Genomic DNA, 20,948 nt, shown 5'->3' with positions numbered 1-20,948 from the left:
TTTTTCCGGCCGGAGGGTACCCATCGATGGTGCGCAGCACACAGGCAACAAAGCCTGCCGTTTCTCCGGCCCCCGCCTTCTTTTCCTGAACCACCGCAGAAGCCATATACTAAAAGCTGTGCGGAGCCGCCTGTAAGTTGGGGTTAGCCTATATAGCCAATGCCATTTAAGGGAAGCAGGGGACAGGAACCCTGAGTTGCCGGTCCGTTAACCATTTACCTGCCACCGATATAAAAATAATGATGGTTGAACACCTCTTCTGAAACTTTATGCGGAGTGTTTGGTCACTCATGGAAAAATAATTACATTGTAAACTCTGAAGGCAATCTCAAGGTGTTCGCGACATTCATATGGAAGCAGCTGATACTATTGACGCAACTTTATGCGCTGTCAGGGGCCGTTTCGGTTAGCAGGCCCGGTTTAGGCCGGGGAGGGTGCGGCCTGTAGCTGAGTTGGCTGCCTACAACCTGCACATAGGAGGGCGTGCGGCGCCTTGCGGCTTTTCCTGATTCTGAATCTACGCTGAGGCTCCAACTGTTATTCTATCTCACTTTTTAAAGTAAAAGTTAATGTACCAGACCAAGCTTAGCTTATCCTGCAAAACGCCGAAATACAGGCAGATCATACAGGCTATCATTAATGATATAGAAAGGGGAATACTTAAAGTTGACGACCAGCTGCCTTCCATCAACGAGCTGAGCGAGGAGCACCTGCTGGCGCGGGACACGGTGGAAAGGGCTTACCGGGAGCTCAAAGAGAAGGGACATATCGTTTCGGTGCATGGCAAGGGCTATTTCGTGGCTGCCAATGAGCAGAAGAAGCTGAAAATACTGCTGGTCTTCAACAAGCTGAGCTCCTATAAAAAAATCATCTACTATGCCTTCCTGAAAGGATTGGGCGACAAGGCCACCGTAGACCTGCACATCCACCACTACGACGCCCACCTGTTCAAGGAGATCATCAACAAGAGCCTCGGGAAATACAACTACTACGTCATCATGCCGCACTTCTTCCAGCACGCTGACAAAGGTGAGTACATGCCGACCATAAAGCGCATTCCGAAGGAGGAGCTTGTTATACTGGATAAGGATTTGCCTGAGCTGGAGGGCAAGTACCTGGCCGTGTACCAGGAGTTCAAAAAAGACATTTTCAAGGCACTTGAGTCGACGGTGGACCTGCTGGCCAAGTACCGGAAACTGGTGCTGATATTTCCTTTCGGGGAGCACTACCCGGTGGAGATCATGCAGGGGTTCCGCCTGTTCTGCAACTGCTACAACAAGGATTTCGCCATCCTGGAAAACACCTTCAACGAAACGCCGTCTCCCGGCACGGCCTACCTGGTGGTGGAAGAAACAGACCTGGCCGACCTCATCAAGAAATGCAGGGGCATGAACCTGAAGCTGGGCGAGGATGTGGGCATCATCTCGTTTAACGAGACCACCTCAAAAGAACTGCTGGACATCACGGTGGTGACGACCGATTTTGAGGTGATGGGCTATATGGCGGCCACTTTGCTGCTGGAGAAAAAGCAGGCCAAGGTGAAAAACCCGTTCCAGGTGATCCGGCGCGGCTCTCTTTAACACCCGCGCCAGCCATATAGCTTTCGGCAACCGATTTCCTACGGGCACAGCATATGCCTGGGATTATATAGGATGCCCGTGTCCTGTTGGTGCAGCAAAGCGCCGCCGCGCTGTCAGCGTCCAATCGCTTCCCTATATATAACCGCTGTTACGCCTGCGCCCTGTAGGCCCTGCCTTCAAAAGGTACTTTTGAGCTGCGCCGCTTCTTGGGTTGCATCCTTTGAGTAACTGCGCCGCTTGAAGAAACATCCTATATATGGGGTGGCTATATATAGCTGGATAAAACACATAACAACGGGTGTATGGCAGATCGTGTTCCATTATATATGGAGCTGCCTGTCCGCAAAGGAGCCTCTTATACCACTATCAGTTGGTTCGTGCGTATTGCGTTTTACCTGTCTGCAGATTCCCCCCTCGGAGGGGCAGGGGTGGGTTCTATAAAAGAACTTCGTGCGAAGTCTTCAGTTAAAATTGGTAGTAAGTCCCTCTCCGCCCCCCGCTCCGGGAACACCCGCTATCCCGTAGGCAGCACCTGGGCCCCTGCAGAACAATGAGCCCGCCGCTTCCAACGCTTCAGGGCATCTTCTTATATAACCTCCAACGCCATCATGGAAAAGGGAGCCCCGGCCTCCCTGGCTTAAAAACATCGGCAGATGTGGCCGCCTTCAGCACAGTACATGACAGTTGTCTCTCAGAAACATAGTAGATTTAACTTAATGAGAGCATATATGCCTGGCACGCAAGCTGGCAGCTTACCACAAATAACACATATAAACTAACTGTCATCGCATGAGAAAGATTGTACATGATTTTAAACTTATTCAGGCAGGAATGATGCTGGCCGCCTTATCTATCAGCAGCTGTAATTCATCTGGCAGCAACAGCCCCGACGAAGGCACGACAGCTCAGGCAGAAGAAAGCGTTCCTGCAGAAGAAGAAGGCTTTGTGCAATTGTTCGACGGCGAAACACTGGATGGCTGGAAGGGGGACACAGCCTACTGGAGAATAGAGGACGGCCACCTGGTGGGGCAGGTTACCCCCGACAAACTCCTGAAGCGCAACACCTTTCTTATATGGGAGGGCGGCCAGCCAGCTGACTTTGAGCTGAAGGGGGAGTTCCGGATAACAGAGGACGGAAACACCGGCATTAACTACCGGAGCACAGAGCTAGACACGATCCCCTTTGCCCTGAGAGGTTACCAGGCAGACATAGACGGGAAAATCCGGTATACCGGGCAGAACTACGAAGAGCGCGGAAGGACGACCCTGGCCTACCGTGGCGAGCAGGTAACGGTAAATCCGCAGGACAACCCGGAGGGACCACTGAGTGACAATATTAAAAACAACGCCTGGCTTGGCCGGACCGTAACCGGCTCCCTGGGAGAACCCGACTCCCTCAAAACCCTCATTAAGAGCGAGGACTGGAACGATTTTCACCTGGTGGTGAAAGGCAACAGGCTGCAGCACTACGTGAACGGGGTGTTGATGAGCGACGTGACAGACAATGACACCATAAACAGGAAGATGGAAGGCGCGCTTGGCGTGCAGGTGCATGTGGGCCCACCCATGAAAGTGGAGTACCGGAACATGCGGCTAAAGGAGCTATAGCCGCTTCAACCGTCCGCCGCGGGCGGCAATCTGTCCTACTTTAGAGGCGAATCCTATATAATCTAACCGATATCAGGACAGTTCAGGACAGATTGCCTAAGTTTTAACTCTAAATTAACATTGGTTTTAGAAAATAATGCAGGGAAACTTCTTTTGGCAGGCTATCGGGCTTTGAGGAGAAATTTCCGGCCGAAAGCCCTCTAGCGGCTACACGGACTGCTGCAGGCCAGTGCGCATACCGGCGATAAACCTGCGTTCCGAGGCGGCAACTTGGCAGTCTGTATCGTTCCCTGCTTCAGGTTTGGTTCATTCATTTCAGCAGTATAAGGTTATATATTAATAATTATATATAATATAATTATTTGGTGCCGTGTATCCGGGCGGCTCACAGCCTGGGTGAACTGCATGCTGTATTAATTAAGGTCTAACAATAAACTAACAAACCAATGAAGAATTTCTTACTTAAGAAAGTGCGGTATCTGATGCTGCTGCATCTGGTATTTTTTTCGGTCTCTGCCGTGCTGGCGCAGGGCCTTACGGTGCAGGGTAAAGTGACAGACGCAAACGGCGCTGCTTTGCCTGGGGTGACGGTCGTTTTGAAGGGGACTTCCAATGCTGCCCCCACAAGTGCAGACGGCACTTACACCATTACCGTGCCCAACGGCGACGGAACGCTTGTTTTCTCCTATATAGGCTTTGAAAGCAAGGAGGTGCCGATAGAGGGCCGGTCCACCGTAAATGTGCAGCTGGGCGCCGATGCGGAGGCCCTGGAGGAAGTAGTGGTCGTGGGATACGGCAGCCAGTTGAAAGAGGAGGTAACAGGGTCCGTACAGACCATCAGCACCAAGGATATAAAGGACATCCCGGTATCGCAGGTAACGCAGAAGCTGCAGGGCAAGCTGGCGGGCGTTCAGATAAACCAGGCCACCGGCAAGCCCGGTCAGGGCATGTCCGTCAGGATTCGCGGGCAGTTGTCTGTTACCGGCGGAAGCGACCCCTTGTACGTGGTGGACGGATTCCCCATCACGGGCGGCATCGGGGCCATCAACCCTAACGAGATACAGGACATCACCATTCTGAAAGACGCGGCCTCCACCTCGCTGTATGGCTCGAGAGCAGCCAACGGCGTGGTTTTGGTAACCACCAAAAAAGGAGCGGCAGGTCAGACAAACGTTAGTTTCAGCACCTATTACGGCATACAGAAAGTGCCTGAGCGCGGCCGGATAGACATGCTGGAGGCCGTGGAGTTCGCCCAGTTCAAGAAGGAGTACTACGAGGACGCAGGCCAGCCGGTGCCGGAGATTTTCCAGGACCCGTCTATATATGAGGGAAAGAACAACGACTGGTACGGCGCGCTGCTTCGGACGGCCCCTATCCAGAGCTATGATTTGTCCATCACCTCCAACAAAGACAAGCTGAACACCGCCTTGGTTCTCGGCGTCTTCGACCAGGAGGGGTCGTGCTGAACAACGAATACAAAAGGTACTCAGGCCGGTTGAACACAGACTACAAGGTGTCTGACAAAGTAAGCATCGGGTTGAATATTGCGCCCTCTTATGTGTTTGACAACACGCCCAGAACGGACGGAGACAGGGGAACAGGCATTCTTTTCAATGCGCTGCACACCTGGCCCATCATGCCTATATATGACGAAAACGGCGAGCTGACGTATTACAACAACCTGCCGCCGGAAACTGGAAACATATATGCTTACCCGAACTGGGTAAGGTCGGCGCAGGAGCTGGTGAACGAGACCGAAACCATCAGCCTGCTTTCGAATGCCTATGTGCAATATGAGCCCATCGAGGGACTGGTGCTGAAGTCCACTTTCAATGTGGAGACGAACAATTCCGAGTTCTTCTTTTTCAACCCTTCCACCGCGACAAGCAGCATCAACACCCCAATCCCAACCACAGCGGCTTCCATCCGGGACAACTCCAAAGCCATTACCTGGCTGAACGAAAACTTGGCAACCTACTCCAAAAAGTTCGGCGAGCACAGTTTTGAGTTATTGGGAGGTTTCACGAACCAGCGCTTCCGCTATGACAGAACCCGCATCCAGGCCGACACCTATGCCGACGACCGGCTGCCCACGGTGCAGGCGGGGCTTAATATAAGCCGGGGCGGTACTTACAGCGGCGTGGAAGAGTGGAGCCTGACCTCCTTCCTGTCAAGGCTCACTTACAACTACCAGGGCAAGTACCTGTTTAGCGCGGCTGTCCGCAGCGACGGTTCCTCCCGCTTCGGGGAGGATAACCGCTGGGGTGTTTTCCCCTCGGCTTCCGTAGGCTGGATTATGTCGGAGGAGCCTTTCCTGCAGGATGTGAGCCAGATTTCGTTTGCGAAAGTGCGGGCCAGCTATGGCGTGACGGGCAACAACAACATCGGTAACTACACCCAGTATGCCCTGGTTAACAACACCGTGAATGCGGCCTTCGGTGGCACCGTTGCCCCAGGGGCGGTCGTGACTTCTCTGTCAAACCCCAACCTGGGATGGGAGACCACCAAGCAGTTCGACATTGGCCTGGACCTGGGCCTGTTCAACGACAGGGTGCAGTTCATATATGATTTCTACAAGAAGACAACCACTAACCTGCTCTACAGCGTGCAGGTTCCGCAGGAGTCGGGGTTCAGCAACTTCAACGACAACATCGGCGAGATTGACTTCTGGGGCCATGAGTTTGCGCTCATCACCCGGAACGCCGTAGGCAAATTCAACTGGACAACCAATGCCAATATCTCTTTTAACCGCAACAAGGTGGTGGCTCTGGCAGAGGGAATCGACAGGGTATATGGCACCTTCCACATCACACAGGTGGGACAGCCGTTCGGCCAGTTTTATGGACTTATAAAAGAAGGTCTCTATATGAATGAAGAAGACCTCAACAATTCTCCGCAGGTTCCGGGACGCTCCACGGTGGGTAGTATCAAACTGAAGGATGTAAACGGTGACGGCATCATTACCTACGGCGGCGACAACGACGACCGGACCATCATCGGCAACCCTTTCCCTGATTTTATATATGGCATCACCAACAACTTCCAGTACGGCGACTTCGACCTCAGCATCGTGGGCTCCGGCTCGTTCGGCAATCAGCTCCTGGTGCGCCACCTGTACAGCACAGCCAACCTCGACGGTGTGTTCAATATGGTGGAGGGCGTGAAAGACCGCTTCAGGTCTGAGGAGAACCCGGGTGCGGGCATGTTTGGCACAACGGTAGGCGGCGGTAACGTGACGGGCATCGAAAGAGACTGGATGAGCAGCCACTTTATAGAAGACGCCTCTTACTTCACCATCAAGAACATCACGCTGGGCTACACGCTGGGCGAAATCAGCAGGTTCATCAAATCGGCCCGCCTGTTCGCTTCTATCCAGCAGGCCTATATTTTCACCAACTACGAGGGCGGCCCCAACCCCGAGACAAGCGGTAACGGAGGGGGTAACGGCGACGGCGGCAACCTGAGCCAGGGCATAGACCTGTCCAACTACCCGGTGCCACGCACCTACACCCTTGGCGTGAACCTGAACTTCTAATTAATAGCAGTAATTAAAATTAATTCTGACATCGTTATTTCTATATATAATGAAAAAAGGAATCATATTGACCTTGCTTGTGGGCGCGATGCTGACAGGCTGCAAGGATGACTTTCTGGAGATTGTGCCGGAGACATCGTTGAGTTCGGCGACCTTCTTCACCAAGCCGGCCGATTTCCAGCAGGCCATCAACGCGGCCTATGTGCCGCTGCGAAGCATCGCGAACGACAGGGCCTGGCTCCTGGCCGAGATGCACTCCGACAACACCTACTACGCCCGGAACCCCAACTTCGGGGCCACGGAGCAGCAGGAGGACCTGGCTGATTTCGCTCTTCCCGAGGCCAACGGCGTGACGTCCAACACACACGTGCTGAACCAGTACCGGCTGGACTATCAGATCATCGCGCGTACGAACCAGATACTGGCGACTATCGACGAGGTGGAGTTCACTGATGAGGCGCTGAAGAACAACATCACCGGGCAGGCGCACTTCCTCAGAGCCTATGCCTACTTCGAGTTGGTGCGCTACTTCGGAAGCGTTCCCCTGCACCTGGTGCCCGTGCCCAACCGGCAGGAGGCAGCCTTGCCACTGGCACCTACAGAAGATATATATGCCCAGATTATAGAAGATGCCAGCGCGGCCATCGGGATGTTGCCGGTCAAATCGGTGCAGGAGCCCGGAAGGGCCACATCGGGCGCGGCAAGAACGTTGCTGGCCGATGTATATATGGTGCAGGAGAAGTGGGCTGAGGCCGAGGAGCAGCTGCGGGAAGTTGTCAACAGCGGGGAGTATGCCCTGATTCCAAATTACGAAGATGTGTTTTCTAATTCTACAGGAAACAAGAACAACATCGAGTCGGTGTTTGAGGTGCAGTTCATGGAAGGGTCGGCCGGGCTTAACGGAAACTTCCTGTACTCGTTCTTGCCACGTCCGATGTCAGCGGCGGAACTCGTGACGATCACCGGCACCTCCAATCCGCAGCCGCTCAGTGGGGAGGGAAACAACATCCCGACGCCTGACATTATTGCCGCCTACGAAGAAGGAGACGAAAGGAAAGACGCCTCTATCGGTTATATCACAGCGAGCGGAAGCTCGTGGGAGGATGGTGTGTATCCTTACATTAAGAAGTATGCCAAAACACATGCTCTTAACGGCAACCACGGGATGAACTGGCCTATATACCGCTACTCTGAAGTGCTGCTGTTATTGGCCGAGGCGCTTGCCGAGCAGGGCGAAGAGGCGGAGGCCGCAGAGTACCTGAACATGGTGCGCAACCGCGCCGGTCTAGACGATTACTCGGGAGGAGACCTGCTGGAGGCCATTTATCATGAGAGAAGGGTGGAGCTGGCTTTCGAGAACAAACGCTGGTTCGACTTGGTGAGGACAGGCAGAGCAGTGGATGTGATTACGGCATATGGAGCAAGAATAAAGGCGAATCCACAGGACTATTATTATCCGGCAGGATTTGAGCCGCGCGGCCACGCGTTCTCCAACATCAGCCTGCTTTATCCCTTACCGGCAGATGAAGGAGCGCTGAGCCCCTACTTTTAACCTAAAAGGAAGTGGGCAAGCCGCTCAAAGCCTACCAGGCACACCAACGGAAAGGGCAATCGCTCTGTCCGTTGGTGTGTTTTTTGGCCTGAGATGACTATATTTAGACAAGATATCCTAAACCTCATATACGATTTGGACCACGAAACCTGGAAAGACAAGATCTGCAACCCCGCGCAGCTTGGCGGTATAGAAACGGCCGTGCTCGACAATGGCCCTGGGCGCGGCACCCGCATTGCCTGGATAAACACCGGCACGGGCCTGCGCTACAAGGTGGTGCTGGACCGGGCGATGGACATTGCGGACGCTTTTTACAACCAGCACAGCCTGGCCTGGCTAAGCCATTTGGGCGTTACCCCTCCCCAGCCGTTCTCTGACAAGGGGATAGACTGGATCCGGACTTTCGGGGGCGGCCTGCTGACCACCTGTGGGCTGCACCACGTGGGAGGGCCCGAGGCCGATGCCTACGGGGAGCGTGGCCTGCACGGGCAAATCAGCAACACTCCCGCCGAAATCGAGTCCGTCGTGCAGCCTGACCCCCTGGCTGGCAACATGGAGATGCGCATCACCGGAATAATCAGGCAAACCCAGCTGTTTGGGCCTAACCTGGAACTGCGGCGCACCATATCCGGGAAGCTCGGCCAGGCAGCCATCCGCATTCAGGATGAAGTGGTGAACCGCAGCAACACCCCGGCGCCCCATATGCTTTTATACCATTTCAACTTCGGCTGGCCGCTGGTGGACGAGGGCACCGACATTGTATGGCAGGGAAAATGGACATCGCGGGAAGGTGAGCCAAACAACAGGATCTTCCGCGAAGGAAACAACTTCCGGAAGGCCTCCGCCCCACTGGACGAGCACAGCGGCGGCGGCGAGGAAGCGGCCTTTATTGACGCGACGCCCGACAGCTCGGGGCAGTGTACGTGCGGGCTGTATAATTCGCGGATTAACCTGGCGCTCGCCCTCCGCTTTCAGAAAGCGCAACTGCCCTGGCTCACCAACTGGCAGCACTGGGGCAGAGGCGAATATATAACCGGCCTCGAGCCCGGCACCAACCCGCCCATCGGGCAGGCAAACGCAAGGGCCCAGAACGAGCTGATACACCTGGCTCCGGGAGAGCGCAGGACATATGATTTGGAGCTGGAAGTGCTGACCGATGAAGGGAGAATAAATGATTTTTTGAATAATAAATAAGCTAAAGTAATTGGATACAATGGAAACAGTAGAAAAAGTGAGTTTAGCTGAAAAGGCATTGGAGCAGGGAAAAGGCATCCTGCGTTTGGCCCCCACCTGGGTGCCGCGCTCGTTCTGTGTGCCGGGGCGAAGAATAAAGCTGCACCCGGATGATTATTATGTGCTGGGAGGGGAGCGTGGCGGCATTGACGAGCGCTGGTTTTCTTCCACTACGCCAGCCAAAAATGGCCCTTTAACGGGGGAGAATGAGGGCCTGAGCGCCATAGTTGTCAAAGATGGCGACAAAGAAGAGCAGATTCTGCTGAAGGACGCGGTGGATGAGCTGAAGGGCAAACTGATTGGCGACCGCCTGTGGAACGAGCACGGCGGCTGGCCGATGTACTCCAAGTTCTTCGACAACATGGGCCCCCTGCCGCACCACGTACACCACAACGACGAGAAAGCAGCCCTGATTGGCCAGATGGGAAAGCCGGAGGCCTATTACTTCCCGCCGCAGCTGAATAACCACGGCGGCGATTTCCCCTATACCTTTTTCGGCATTACGCCGGGCACGCCAAAAGAGAAAATAAAGGAGTGCCTGGAGAACTTCACCAAAGGCGATAACAAGATAACGAACTACTCGCAGGCATACCGCCTGGAGCCCGGCACCGGCTGGGACGTGCCGCCGGGGCTGCTGCATGCCCCCGGAAGCATGTGTACCTACGAGCCGCAGAAAGCCTCCGACGTTTTCGCGATGTACCAGTCGCTGGTGAACGAAGCCATCATCCCGGAGGAACTGCTTTGGAACGGCACCCCGGAGGACAAGAAGGGCGACTTCGACGAGCTGCTGGAGGTGCTTGACTGGGAGCTGAACGTTGACCCCAACATGATGGAAAACCGCTTTATGGCCCCCAAGCCTGTCAAGGCTGTGGAGGAAATGGAGGCCGAAGGCTATATCGAGAACTGGGTGTGCTACAAATCGGATGCTTTCAGCGCCAAGGAACTCACCGTGTTCCCGGGGGCAACCGTCACCATCAAAGACAGCGCCGCCTACGGCATGATCATGATGCAGGGCCACGGCAAAATGGGCGAATGGGATGTGGAGACGCCGGCCCTGATCCGCTACGGACAGCTGACCAACGACGAGTTCTTCGTGAGTGAGAAGGCGGCGATGGAGGGTGTGAAGATCGTCAACATGTCGGCTACCGACCCGATTGTGATGCTGAAGCACTTCGGCCCCGGGAACCCTGACCTCGTGTTGTAGGTGTCCGGGATTTTTCCGATTTTATACTGCCTGTAGCTGCCTGCTGGCTTAAACCCCTATATGGCTGACGGAAGCGAAGCCATATAGGGGTTTAAGCCGGCAAAGGCTACTACCATGGAGCTATATATAACCTGTTGTTTAAACCTGATTAAAAGATTGGCTTATGAACAAGAACAATTATCCGAAGTTGCACAATGCTACCTGGCCTGGCATTGTGGGGAAAGGGCCTGATTCGGAGCCTGTGATTCCTTTCGACACCATGCTCCAGATGACCGCCGCCGCGGAAGTGGACGGGGTGAAGTTCGACGGGGTGGACATTGGCCTGCTCGACCCCCATGTCGACATCGACAGCGGGGAGGACGGCATCAAAAGGCTGGCAGATAAGGTGTCTTCCTACAATTTGGAGATAGGGTCGCTTGTGGCGCCTATATGGGGCGGACCGGCCATGGGCAGCAAAGAGGAGCGGGCCCAGTTTGTGGAGCAGGTGCGGAAGGCCTGCGTTTTCGGGAGCAGGCTGCGCGAAATGGGCATCCGCCCCAACGGCGTGATCCGCATCGACTCTGCCAGCACCCCGGAGGCATGGGCAAAGGACCCAGTGAACAACACGAAGCTGATCGCCCAGACTTTCCGGGAGGCCTGCGACGTTGCCGCCGACTACGGTGAGAAACTGGCTGCAGAAGGCGAAATCTGCTGGGGTGGCATGCACAGCTGGAGAACGATGATCGACACACTGGAGGCCGTTGACCGCCCCAACATCGGTTTTCAGGCCGACATGTCCCATACCTTTCTGTACCTGCTGGGCTATAACCGGCCGGAGGACCGCATCCTGCCCAAAGACTTTGAGTGGAGCGACCGCGAAGCACTGAGCCAGGGGCTTGTTACGCTCACCAACGCGCTTCGCCCCTGGACGATAGATTTCCACGTGGCCCAGAACGACGGCACCGTACACGGCACGGGCTCACACGACAAAACAGGCCGCCACTGCCTGGCATTCGACCCCAACGGCAAACTGGACATCGCCCATGACGCGGGCTACTGGCTGCGCGACGAGAACGGGGAATTGACAAAAGCCTTCAGGCATATATGCTGGGACGGCTGCATGTTCTCGAACGACGTGATGACGCAGCAGCAGACCTGGAACGACATCCTGGCCACCATGATAAAAGTGCGCCAGATGCATGGCTGGTACGAGCCGGAGAAAAAGCTGGCTGTTGATACTGCTCAATAATTTATTGAAAAGATGGATATGGGAAAAACGAAAGAACTAAGAATCGGTTTGATTGGAACCGGCCTGATGGGGCGCATCCATACCAATGGCTACAAGCGCGCAAACGACTTCTTCCCGGAGCTGGCGTACCGGCCGGTGCTGAAGGTGGCTTGTGCCCGGAACGAGGAGAAGGTACGGGCATTTGCCGAACAATGGGGCTACGAGTCGGTGGAGACGGACTGGAGAGCCGTTATCGCGCGGGATGATGTGGATGCGGTGGATATCTGCACACCGAACGACATGCACGCGGAGATTGCCATCGCCGCCGCTGCGGCAGGCAAAATGATTCTCTGCGAAAAGCCCCTCTCCCGCACACTGGCTGAAGGGCAAAACATGGTGGCTGCCGTTGAAAAGGCCGGGGTAAACAACACCGTCTGGTACAACTACCGCCGCGTTCCGGCCGTGGCGCTGGCCAAACAGATCATTGACTCAGGAAAGCTGGGGCGGATATTCCATTACCGGGCTAACTTCCTGCAGGACTGGACCATCAACGCCAACGTGCCGCAGGGCGGTGCGGCGACCTGGCGTTTGGACGCCGCCGCCGCCGGGTCCGGCGTCACAGGCGATTTGCTCGCCCATTGCATCGACACGGCCATGTGGCTGAACGGAGGCATAAAGGATGTGTCTGCCGTTACCGAAACCTTTATCAAGGAGCGCGTTCACCAGGACACGGGGCAGGTGCAGAAGGTGGGCATCGACGATGCCTGCATTTTTCACTGCCACTTCGAGAACGGGTCATTGGGGCTCTTCGAGGCTACCCGCTATGCGCGCGGCCATAAGGCGCTGTATACTCTGGAGATCAACGGAGAGCACGCCTCTATCCGCTGGGACCTGCACGACATGAACCGCCTTGAGTTCTTCGATCATGCGGATGAGTCTATTGTGCGCGGCTGGCGCTCCATCCACGTCTCCGACAGCGACCAACCCTATATGAACAGGTGGTGGATACCCGGCACAAGCATCGGCTACGAGCATACTTTCCTGCATCAGGTGGCCGAATTCCTGAAGAGTGTAGAAACAGGCGAACCCTGCTCCCCAACCTTCAGGGAGGCGCTTGAGACACAGAAGGTTTGCGAGGCAGTGCTGGACTCGGCCGCTTCCAGAAGCTGGAAGAATACGAATGTGGAGTGGAAGGAGAAGCAGGGGGCCGGAAATAAACAAGCGCTCAGGGAGGCGTAGCAATGCGCTGTAGCCGCTGGCATGAAGCTGTTGGGATATGAATCAGTGATCATGGCTCAACAGCTTCTTTTTTACTGTTTCTTTCTCAAACTATATATGTTGCCTGCCTATGATCTCTCTTTATCGCACCGCTGTCTTCTTTCTTGCCATCTCCCTTCTTCCGGAACAAGCCGAGGCGCAGACCGAAAATTCCGGACCCGTAAAATTCAGGAAGCAGTTTGTCGCTGCGGAAAGCTTCGAATCGGTTGGCGCATTTGATGTGAACGGGGATAAGGTGCCGGATCTGGTGTCGGGTAATTTCTGGTACGAAGGCCCGGACTACCTGAAGCGCCACCACATCACCGACGTAAAGCGCCACGGCGAGTATTACGACGACTTCGCCACCATCCCGATGGATCTGAACGGCGACGGGCGGCTTGATTTTGTGACCGGTGGCTGGTTTGCCGAAACCATGCGCTGGCATGAGAACCCCGGCGCGGACAAACCGTGGCCGGAGCACGCCATCGCCAAAACCGGCAACATCGAAACCATCCGCGCCTGGGATGTGGATGGCGACGGCACGCTGGAACTGGTTCCGAACACGCCCGGCAAGCCGCTGGCATTCTACAAAGTGAAACCCGGCACCAACAGCAGCCCCACGTTTACGCGCGTGGAGGTAGCCAAAACGCATGAGCATGGCCTGGGCTTCGGTGACGTGAACGGCGATGGCCGGGGAGACTTCATCATCAGCGGGGGCTGGCTGGAGGCACCGAAGAATCCGCTGACCGGCTCCTGGAAACTGCACAGCGAGTTTGAGATAGAGCCTGCCAGCGTCCCCATCATCGTCGCGGATGTGAACCAGGACGGCGAGCCGGACCTGATTGCAGGCAACGGACACGGGTATGGCTTGTCGTGGTACGAGCAACAGGCAGGCAAGAAGGGAAAGCGCACCTGGGTCAGACACGTCATCGACGCAGACAATTCGCAGTTTCATGAGATGCACTGGGTGGATTTGAACGGGGATAGCCAGCCGGAGCTTGTAACCGGCAAGCGCTACCGCGCCCACAACGGCAACGACCCCGGCGCCAACGATGACTTTGGCCTGTACTATTACAGCTGGAACGGCGACAGCTTCACCAAGAACATCATCAGCTACGGCCCTTTGGGAGAAGGCGTGGGCACAGGCATTTTCTTCAGTGTGGCCGACCTGCGCGGCACAGGCCGCCCGGATATTATCGTTGCCGGAAAACAGGGGCTATATATCTTCTACAACGAGGGGAAGGATTTGCTTTGACCTCACAACTTCCTTCAGTCGGATTCTAACAATCATATGGCATGATGAAGGTGAAAACAGTACTCGCGCTGCTAAGCTATATAGGGCTCGGCCTGCTGAGCAGCAGCCTGAGGGCGCAGGCGATAGATTCCGCGATGCTTTGCCAGGGGGCCTATTACACCGAGGCAGAAGGCAAAGCCTCCCTGGAAAAATTTGCCGCCACCTACCGCGATCAGCAGGGTTGGGAGGAAAGGGCGGCGCGCATTCGCAAAGGCATGGTGGAGGGCATGAGCCTGGCTCATATACCCCAAAACACCCCTCTCAAGCCCATCATCCACAGCAAAAGGATATATGACGGCTATACTGTGGAGAACGTGGCATTCGAGAGCCTGCCCGGCTTTTTTGTGACAGGCAACCTGTACCGCCCCACGCAAAAGCAACCTTCCTATGCGGGTATCCTCGCCACGCACGGCCACGGCCCCGACGGCAGGGTGCAGGAGTATACGCAGAAGCGCTGCGCGACGCTCGCGCGCATGGGAGCCATCGTTTTTGCCTACGATATGGTTGGCTACGCAGACGCCACCCAATGCTCCCACAAGCACCCGCAGGCCCTGGCCCTGCAAACCCACAACAGCAGGCGGGCGGTGGATTTCCTGCTCTCTTTCCCGGAGGTGGATGCGAAGCGGATAGGTGTAACGGGGGAGTCTGGGGGCGGAACGCAGGCTTTTTTCCTGACAGCCCTGGATGACCGGATTGCGGTGTCCGTGCCGGTGGTGATGGTGTCGGCTCATTTTTTTGGCGGCTGCTCCTGCGAGAGCGGCATGCCTGTCCATAAAAGCGAAGACCACCAGACCAGCAACGTAGAGATTGCCGCCCTGGCCGCCCCGCGCCCCATGCTGCTGATCTCAGACGGGAAAGACTGGACGAAAAACACCCCGGAGGTGGAGTATCCCTATATAATGGACATCTACCGGCTATATGGCCGGGAAGAGCAGGTAGAGAATCTGCATCTTCCGGACGAAGGCCACGACTACGGCATCAACAAGCGAAAAGGAGCCTATGCTTTTTTAGCGAAGCATCTTAAACTGTCGCTGAAAGCGGTTACGAACGAAAAAGGAGAGATAGACGAAAGCTTTGTGACCGTCGAAACTCCTGCGGTGCTCCGGGTGTTTGACGCACAGCATCCGCGGCCGGCCTACGCTGTTTCAGGAGACAAAGCCGTAAGTACACTGCTGGCTGCGGGCAGCAGGAAAGGCAGGCAATAAGTAGTCTGTTCTTCACAGAATGCCAGCTTATATATAAATTACAGTGCTATATAGGGTGGGTGCGTACACTATATAGCCCTATATATCAATCCTATAGCCCCTTAAGCCATTGTAAACAGGACTAGCGAAATAGAAGCTATATAACAGGAGGCATGTTCGGACCCACTATTTCTCCGGGAGAGATTACATTAAATAAAAATGCATGAGAAAGAGATATCTCCTAGCCGCCCTCGGCTGTGCTTTACTTTTATCCAATACCTTAACCGCCGGAACAGCAGTTGCTCAAAATATGCCACAAGTAGTTACCGAGGCGGCTGACGCAGCCTTTGAACTTCGGAACGGCGACCGGGTTGTTTTTGTGGGAAACTCGCTGTTTGAGAACGACCTGCCCTACGGCTTCCTGGAACTGGCCCTGACGACCAGGTGGCCCAGCCGCGATGTCACGTACCGGAACATAGGCTGGACGGGTGATACGGTTTGGGGGGAGGCGCGCAGTTATATATCCGCCCCGAGCGCCTATGATTTGCTGCTGGAGCAACTGACGAAAGCCCAACCCACGGTTGTGTTCGTTGCCTACGGCGCCAACGAGGCGCTTGCGGGAGAGGCGGGCCTTCCACGTTTTGAGCAGGGGCTGAACCAGTTGCTTGACAAGATTGAGCAGCTTGGTGCGAAAGCAATCCTGCTGTCTCCTGTTCCGCTGATGGCCGCCGGAACCGCCGGGAATGTAGAGGAGCGCAATGCGATGCTGGAGCTATATGCTGCTGCCATCGCCAGGACTGCCTCTGCGCGTGACATAAGATTCATTGACGTGTTCAACCCACTGCTGGAGCGCGGCAAAAACGCAAAGCTGTCGGACAACGGCTTTCACCTGAACGAAAACGGGTACTATCACCTGGCCTCTGCCCTGGAGGCGGGCCTGGGGCTGGCACCGCGCAGCAACGAGCCGATAAGCCTGACTATTTCCAAAAGCGAGGTAGCGGCGACGGGCCCGGCAAAGGTTGTGGACGCCGGTAAGGACACAGGGAGCATAAAATTCACGGTTGCGGAAGTCTGCCTGCCGCTCCCGCTGCCGGAGCAGGACAGGGCAACAGCAGACAAGGCGCGGGTTTTCCGGGTTGCAGGGCTCAAAAGAGGAAAGTACACCCTTACCGCCGACGGCTCCCGGCCGATTACCGCTTCGGCTAAGGAATGGAAAGAAGGGGTGGAAGTCCCGCTGGAGAAATCCTACAGCCAGGCAGGGAAGCTGCGCGAAGAGATTGTAAAGAAGAACGAGCTGTTTTTCCAGCAGTACCGGCCGCTTAACAGGACATATATCCTTGGCTTCCGGTCGCATGAACAGGGCAGGCACGCGAAAGGCCTGGAGGACCTGGGCATCATCATCACCTGGTTGGAAGGCCAGATTGCGCTGGACCGCACGCCAGCAACAAGAGTGTATCAACTTACCCGCACACGATAGCATGACAGCCGATCAAAAAAACAAGTATATGAATACGTCCGCGTTCTCTGGTTTCGTAAAAAGCCTATATAGGAAGGGTAGCCGCATTTTCAGTTTGTCGCCAAGAGGGTTTTATGGGGTCATGCTTGTCCCTGTTTTCCTGCTGGTCACCTCCATGGTGAATCAGAGCAGTAGAACTGACACGACAGACCCGAAGGTGGCGCTGGAGGCGTTCCATATAGCGGAGGGGTTTGAGGTAACGCTTTTTGCCGCCGAGCCGATGGTGGTGAAGCCCATCCAGATGAACTGGGACACAGAGGGCAGGCTGTGGGTGGTCAGCAGCACAGCCTACCCCCACCTGAAAACGGGAGAGGAGGCAAACGACAAGATAACGGTGCTCGAGGACACGGACGGAGACGGAAAAGCGGACAAGTCAACCATTTTCGCGGAGGGGCTGCTGACGCCCACTGGTATTCTGCCCGGCGACGGCGGCGTATATGTGGCCAATTCCACCGAGATTCTGCATTTCAGGGATACAGACGGAGACGGCAAGGCCGACAAGAAGCACCAGGTGCTGACCGGCTTCGGAACCGGCGACACCCACCACCTGATTCATACCTTCCGCTGGGGACCGGCTGGCCGCCTTTACTTCAACCAGTCCATTTACATCTACAGCCATATCGAAACCCCGACGGGTGTGAAGCGCCTGGAAGGGGGCGGCGTCTGGCAATTAAACCCCGAAACGCTTGAGCTGGATATATTTGCCAAAGGCCTGATCAACCCCTGGGGGCTTCAGTTCGACCGCTGGGGACAGACGTTTCTGACAGACGGCGCGGGCAACGAAGGCATAAACTATGCTTTTCCGGGTGCCACGTTTGTGACCTCTCCGGGTGCCGAGAGAATTATACGTGGTTTAAATCCGGGCCAGCCCAAACACAGCGGGCTGGAAGTGATTTCCGGGCGGCACCTGCCGGAGTCCTGGCAGGGGAGCGTCATCACCAACGACTTCCGGGCAAACCGGATCAACCGGTTTGAACTGGAGGAGCAGGGCAGTGGCTATGCCTCGAAGCAGGCTGGGGATTTGCTATGGACGGATGATGTCGCTTTCCGGCCGGTAGACATATCGGTGGGTCCTGACGGGGCCATCTATGTGGCCGATTGGTATAACCCGATTATCCAGCACGGCGAAGTCGATTTCCATGACCCGCGCCGGGACCAGGAGCATGGCCGCATCTGGCGCATCGTGGCAAAGGACCGGCCCCTGGTGAAAACCCCAAAACTGGAGACAGCCACCACCAGTGAGCTTTTAGATGCCCTGAAATTGCCGGAGGAGTGGACCCGCTCGCAGGCCAGGCAGGTACTGAAGGCGCGCGGGGCAGGGGAGGTCATACCGGCACTGCAAAAGTGGGCGGGCGGCCTGGATAAAAATGAACCGGATTACGAACACCATTTGCTGGAGGCCCTCTGGGTGCATCAGTCATTAGGTGTGGTAAACGAGCAACTGCTGCTGAGTCTTCTGGATGCAAAAAGCCACAACGCCCGGGCGGCAGGTCTGAGGGCGCTCCAGTTCTGGCACGACAAGGTAGCGGATGTTCCCGGCTTGCTGGCCAGGGCAGTGAAAGACGAGCACCCACAGGTGCGTCTGGAGGCCGTTATTGCCCTCCGGAGCGAACAGACGGCTGAGGCGGCGCGCACTGCTTTGGCTGTATTGGAGCACCCGATGGACGAGTTTCTGGACTACGCCCTGTGGCAGACCATGCGTGAGCTTGAGCCAGTGCTGATGAAACGCCTGAAGAAGAATCCTGACTTTTTTGGAGACCCCATGAAAACCGCCTTTGCGCTGAAGTCGATGCATAGCCCGGAGGCTGTCACGCAGCTTGTCGGGCTTTACCAAAAGGATCAGGTGCCGGAGGCGTATCAGAAGGATGTGCTCAACTCCATCGCCAGGTGGGGAACGACTGCTGACCTCAACACCCTTTTTGACATGGCTGTGCAGGGTTATGCCGGGCAAAGCAAAAATGTAGCGGCACAACTCGGGGCGCTGGCGGAGGCGGCGCGCCAAAGAGAGACAAAGCCGGACAAGGGCCTGAGCCGCATTGCCGGCTTTACCGGAAGCAAGGACGAAGCGACCGTCATCCATGCGCTGCGGCTGATCGGATACTGGGATATGGAGGAGATGAGCGGGCAGTTGATCAGCCTTACCCAAAAGAAAGACAAAAACATCAGAAAGGCGGCGCTGGGCGCTTTGGCTGCTCTGGATAGCGGCAAGGCCGAAAAGGCGCTGACTGGCATGGCCAGCGGGAAAAATGACATGGAACTACGGCTTCTGGCGACCGCCCAGCTTGCCTCCTTAAATGTGGATGAAGCGGCCCGCCTTGGGGTAGGCCTGCTGCAGCGCCTGCCCGCGCAGGAAGACGCTTCGGAACTGTTCAGGGCTTTTCTGTCGCAAAAGCAGGGGGCGCGCGTGTTCGGCGAAGAGCTGATGTCCAGGAAAATACCGGCAGATGTAGCGAAGGCTGTCAGGCCGGGCTTTGAGCGGCAGATACCGTGGGGGCGGCAAAAAGACGAGGATGTGACGCTGCTCCGACAGGCACTGGAAGCCTCCGGGGGTATTCTGCCCGCCGAGCGGATGCCGCAGCAGTTGAGCAGCCGGGAGATCAACAGCCTCGCGATAGAAATAAACGGGAAAGCAGATCACGATTTGGGCGAAGCAGTTTTCCGGAAAAGTAACTGCGCTTCGTGCCATGCCATCGGGGGAGCCGGAGGCCTGATCGGCCCGGACCTGAGCAGCCTCGGCACAAGTTCGCCCGTTGAAACCATCATCCACTCTATTCTCTATCCCTCCCAGTCCATCAAAGAGGGGTATGAACTCCAGCGTGTGGTGAAGAAAGACGGCAGCGAGCTGATGGGGTACCTGGTGAGCAATGGGGCAACGGAGATTGTGATGCGGGATGTGGCGGGCAGGGAGGTTTCGGTTGCCAAAAGCCAGATAGAGGTGCTCGAGAAAGTAACTGGCTCCCTGATGCCTCCGGGCCTGACCGCAGGCCTGGAAAAGGAAGAGTTCATCAACCTGGTCGGCTTCCTGTCGCAACTGGGCGAATCCGGAAAATTCCGCGTTCCGAATACACAATTCGTGCGGCGCTGGCAGACCGTGCCGGGCAACAAGGAACTGTCTGAAAAAATCAATAAAGACGGTTTGGGCCATATCGTCAAAGCAGGCACCAGGCTGCCGCTTCAACCGGCATATAGCAAGGTCGCCGGGGATTTGCCCGTCGGCGAACTGCCGGTTGTCGAGGTAAATGCCAAGAAGCGATACAGTTTCGTGCGGTTTGATACCGAGGTTTTAAGCGAAGGCAATGTGGACTTTGCATTCAACTCCACAGCCGGCATCACCGCCTGGGTAGACCGGAAGCCTCTCAAACTGGAGGACAATGGGGTGGTGGTGAACCTATCCCAGGGCATTCACCAGATCACGCTTGCCATCGACAGGAGCGTATATCCCAACGGGCCGCTCAGCATTCAACTGCAGGAGGCGAAGAACTCACCCGCACAGACCAGGCTTGTGATGGGGCAGTAGCACGCCGCTTCCAGACCTGTTTTTACTGCTTCAGAAAGCAGCTATTTATATCAAAGCCCCGCGCTTTTCTTGAAAGGTGCGGGGCTTTCTTTTAAAGCATGTATGCTTCTCAGCATATATTTGTTTCTCTGGTTCTCTTGCTATTTAGCCAGCCTGAAAGGGGCCATATACCCTAGAAACCAACACTACTGCGGATGGCCCGGCACCGGAGCGCTGTCCAGTCTCGCACATCTTCAGATTCGCCTGCACCAGTTTCTTTTA

11 protein-coding genes and 1 pseudogene are annotated in these 20,948 nt (G+C 55.8%); all 12 read left to right on the top strand.

The features are described from left to right. Positions 1 to 569: 569 nt before the first annotated feature. The 12 genes and pseudogenes from GSQ62_RS05990 to GSQ62_RS05935 all read left to right on the top strand — a co-directional run bounded on the left by GSQ62_RS05990 (position 570) and on the right by GSQ62_RS05935 (position 20,687). The gene (locus GSQ62_RS05990; RefSeq protein WP_161888667.1) at positions 570 to 1,580 is read left to right on the top strand and encodes a GntR family transcriptional regulator; all 1,011 of its coding nucleotides are present in this window, start codon (positions 570 to 572) and stop codon (positions 1,578 to 1,580) included. Between the two features lie 789 nt (positions 1,581 to 2,369). Continuing rightward, positions 2,370 to 3,188 (top strand): 3-keto-disaccharide hydrolase, encoded by an 819-nt coding sequence (locus GSQ62_RS05985; protein WP_161888666.1) that lies wholly within the window; start codon positions 2,370 to 2,372, stop codon positions 3,186 to 3,188. 482 nt (positions 3,189 to 3,670) lie between these two features. After that, positions 3,671 to 6,723, top strand: a pseudogene (locus tag GSQ62_RS05980) (SusC/RagA family TonB-linked outer membrane protein). Between the two features lie 49 nt (positions 6,724 to 6,772). Then, positions 6,773 to 8,275, top strand: coding sequence for a RagB/SusD family nutrient uptake outer membrane protein (locus GSQ62_RS05975; RefSeq protein ID WP_161888665.1), 1,503 nt, complete (start codon positions 6,773 to 6,775; stop codon positions 8,273 to 8,275). Positions 8,276 to 8,410: 135 nt separating this feature from the next. After that, positions 8,411 to 9,469 (top strand): aldose 1-epimerase family protein, encoded by a 1,059-nt coding sequence (locus GSQ62_RS05970; protein ID WP_161888664.1) that lies wholly within the window; start codon positions 8,411 to 8,413, stop codon positions 9,467 to 9,469. Positions 9,470 to 9,488: 19 nt separating this feature from the next. Then, positions 9,489 to 10,712 (top strand): cupin domain-containing protein, encoded by a 1,224-nt coding sequence (locus GSQ62_RS05965; RefSeq protein ID WP_161888663.1) that lies wholly within the window; start codon positions 9,489 to 9,491, stop codon positions 10,710 to 10,712. 163 nt (positions 10,713 to 10,875) lie between these two features. Then, positions 10,876 to 11,940: a sugar phosphate isomerase/epimerase family protein gene (locus GSQ62_RS05960; RefSeq protein WP_161888662.1), complete on the top strand. Its 1,065-nt coding sequence runs from the start codon at positions 10,876 to 10,878 to the stop codon at positions 11,938 to 11,940. A gap of 18 nt (positions 11,941 to 11,958) precedes the next feature. Next, positions 11,959 to 13,158 carry a Gfo/Idh/MocA family protein gene (locus GSQ62_RS05955; protein ID WP_161888661.1) on the top strand — a complete coding sequence of 400 codons (1,200 nt, stop codon included), beginning with the start codon at positions 11,959 to 11,961 and terminating at the stop codon, positions 13,156 to 13,158. Between the two features lie 109 nt (positions 13,159 to 13,267). Then, on the top strand, positions 13,268 to 14,431 hold the full coding sequence (locus GSQ62_RS05950) for an FG-GAP repeat domain-containing protein (RefSeq protein ID WP_161888660.1): 1,164 nt from the start codon (positions 13,268 to 13,270) through the stop codon (positions 14,429 to 14,431). A gap of 44 nt (positions 14,432 to 14,475) precedes the next feature. Beyond that, positions 14,476 to 15,675 (top strand): alpha/beta hydrolase family protein, encoded by a 1,200-nt coding sequence (locus tag GSQ62_RS05945; protein ID WP_161891332.1) that lies wholly within the window; start codon positions 14,476 to 14,478, stop codon positions 15,673 to 15,675. A 289-nt stretch (positions 15,676 to 15,964) separates the two neighbouring features. After that, positions 15,965 to 17,131, top strand: coding sequence for a GDSL-type esterase/lipase family protein (locus tag GSQ62_RS05940; RefSeq protein WP_237587018.1), 1,167 nt, complete (start codon positions 15,965 to 15,967; stop codon positions 17,129 to 17,131). A gap of 121 nt (positions 17,132 to 17,252) precedes the next feature. Next, positions 17,253 to 20,687 (top strand): PVC-type heme-binding CxxCH protein, encoded by a 3,435-nt coding sequence (locus tag GSQ62_RS05935; RefSeq protein WP_237587017.1) that lies wholly within the window; start codon positions 17,253 to 17,255, stop codon positions 20,685 to 20,687. The last annotated feature ends 261 nt before the right edge of the window (positions 20,688 to 20,948 follow it).

The sequence above is a fragment of the Pontibacter russatus genome (assembly GCF_009931655.1).
Taxonomy (GTDB): domain Bacteria; phylum Bacteroidota; class Bacteroidia; order Cytophagales; family Hymenobacteraceae; genus Pontibacter; species Pontibacter russatus.
The sequence above is the reverse complement of the archived record's forward strand: the minus strand, read 5'-3'. Positions and strand labels throughout refer to the sequence as shown.

What these genes read in the sequence shown, in the direction of transcription:
- GSQ62_RS05990 (WP_161888667.1), top strand. Translation starts at nt 570, where the DNA reads ATGTACCAGACCAAGCTTAGCTTATCCTGCAAAACGCCGAAATACAGG.
- GSQ62_RS05955 (WP_161888661.1), top strand. Translation starts at nt 11,959, where the DNA reads ATGGGAAAAACGAAAGAACTAAGAATCGGTTTGATTGGAACCGGCCTG.
- GSQ62_RS05950 (WP_161888660.1), top strand. Translation starts at nt 13,268, where the DNA reads ATGATCTCTCTTTATCGCACCGCTGTCTTCTTTCTTGCCATCTCCCTT.
- GSQ62_RS05985 (WP_161888666.1), top strand. Translation starts at nt 2,370, where the DNA reads ATGAGAAAGATTGTACATGATTTTAAACTTATTCAGGCAGGAATGATG.
- GSQ62_RS05940 (WP_237587018.1), top strand. Translation starts at nt 15,965, where the DNA reads ATGCCACAAGTAGTTACCGAGGCGGCTGACGCAGCCTTTGAACTTCGG.
- GSQ62_RS05960 (WP_161888662.1), top strand. Translation starts at nt 10,876, where the DNA reads ATGAACAAGAACAATTATCCGAAGTTGCACAATGCTACCTGGCCTGGC.
- GSQ62_RS05935 (WP_237587017.1), top strand. Translation starts at nt 17,253, where the DNA reads ATGCTTGTCCCTGTTTTCCTGCTGGTCACCTCCATGGTGAATCAGAGC.
- GSQ62_RS05975 (WP_161888665.1), top strand. Translation starts at nt 6,773, where the DNA reads ATGAAAAAAGGAATCATATTGACCTTGCTTGTGGGCGCGATGCTGACA.
- GSQ62_RS05945 (WP_161891332.1), top strand. Translation starts at nt 14,476, where the DNA reads ATGAAGGTGAAAACAGTACTCGCGCTGCTAAGCTATATAGGGCTCGGC.
- GSQ62_RS05965 (WP_161888663.1), top strand. Translation starts at nt 9,489, where the DNA reads ATGGAAACAGTAGAAAAAGTGAGTTTAGCTGAAAAGGCATTGGAGCAG.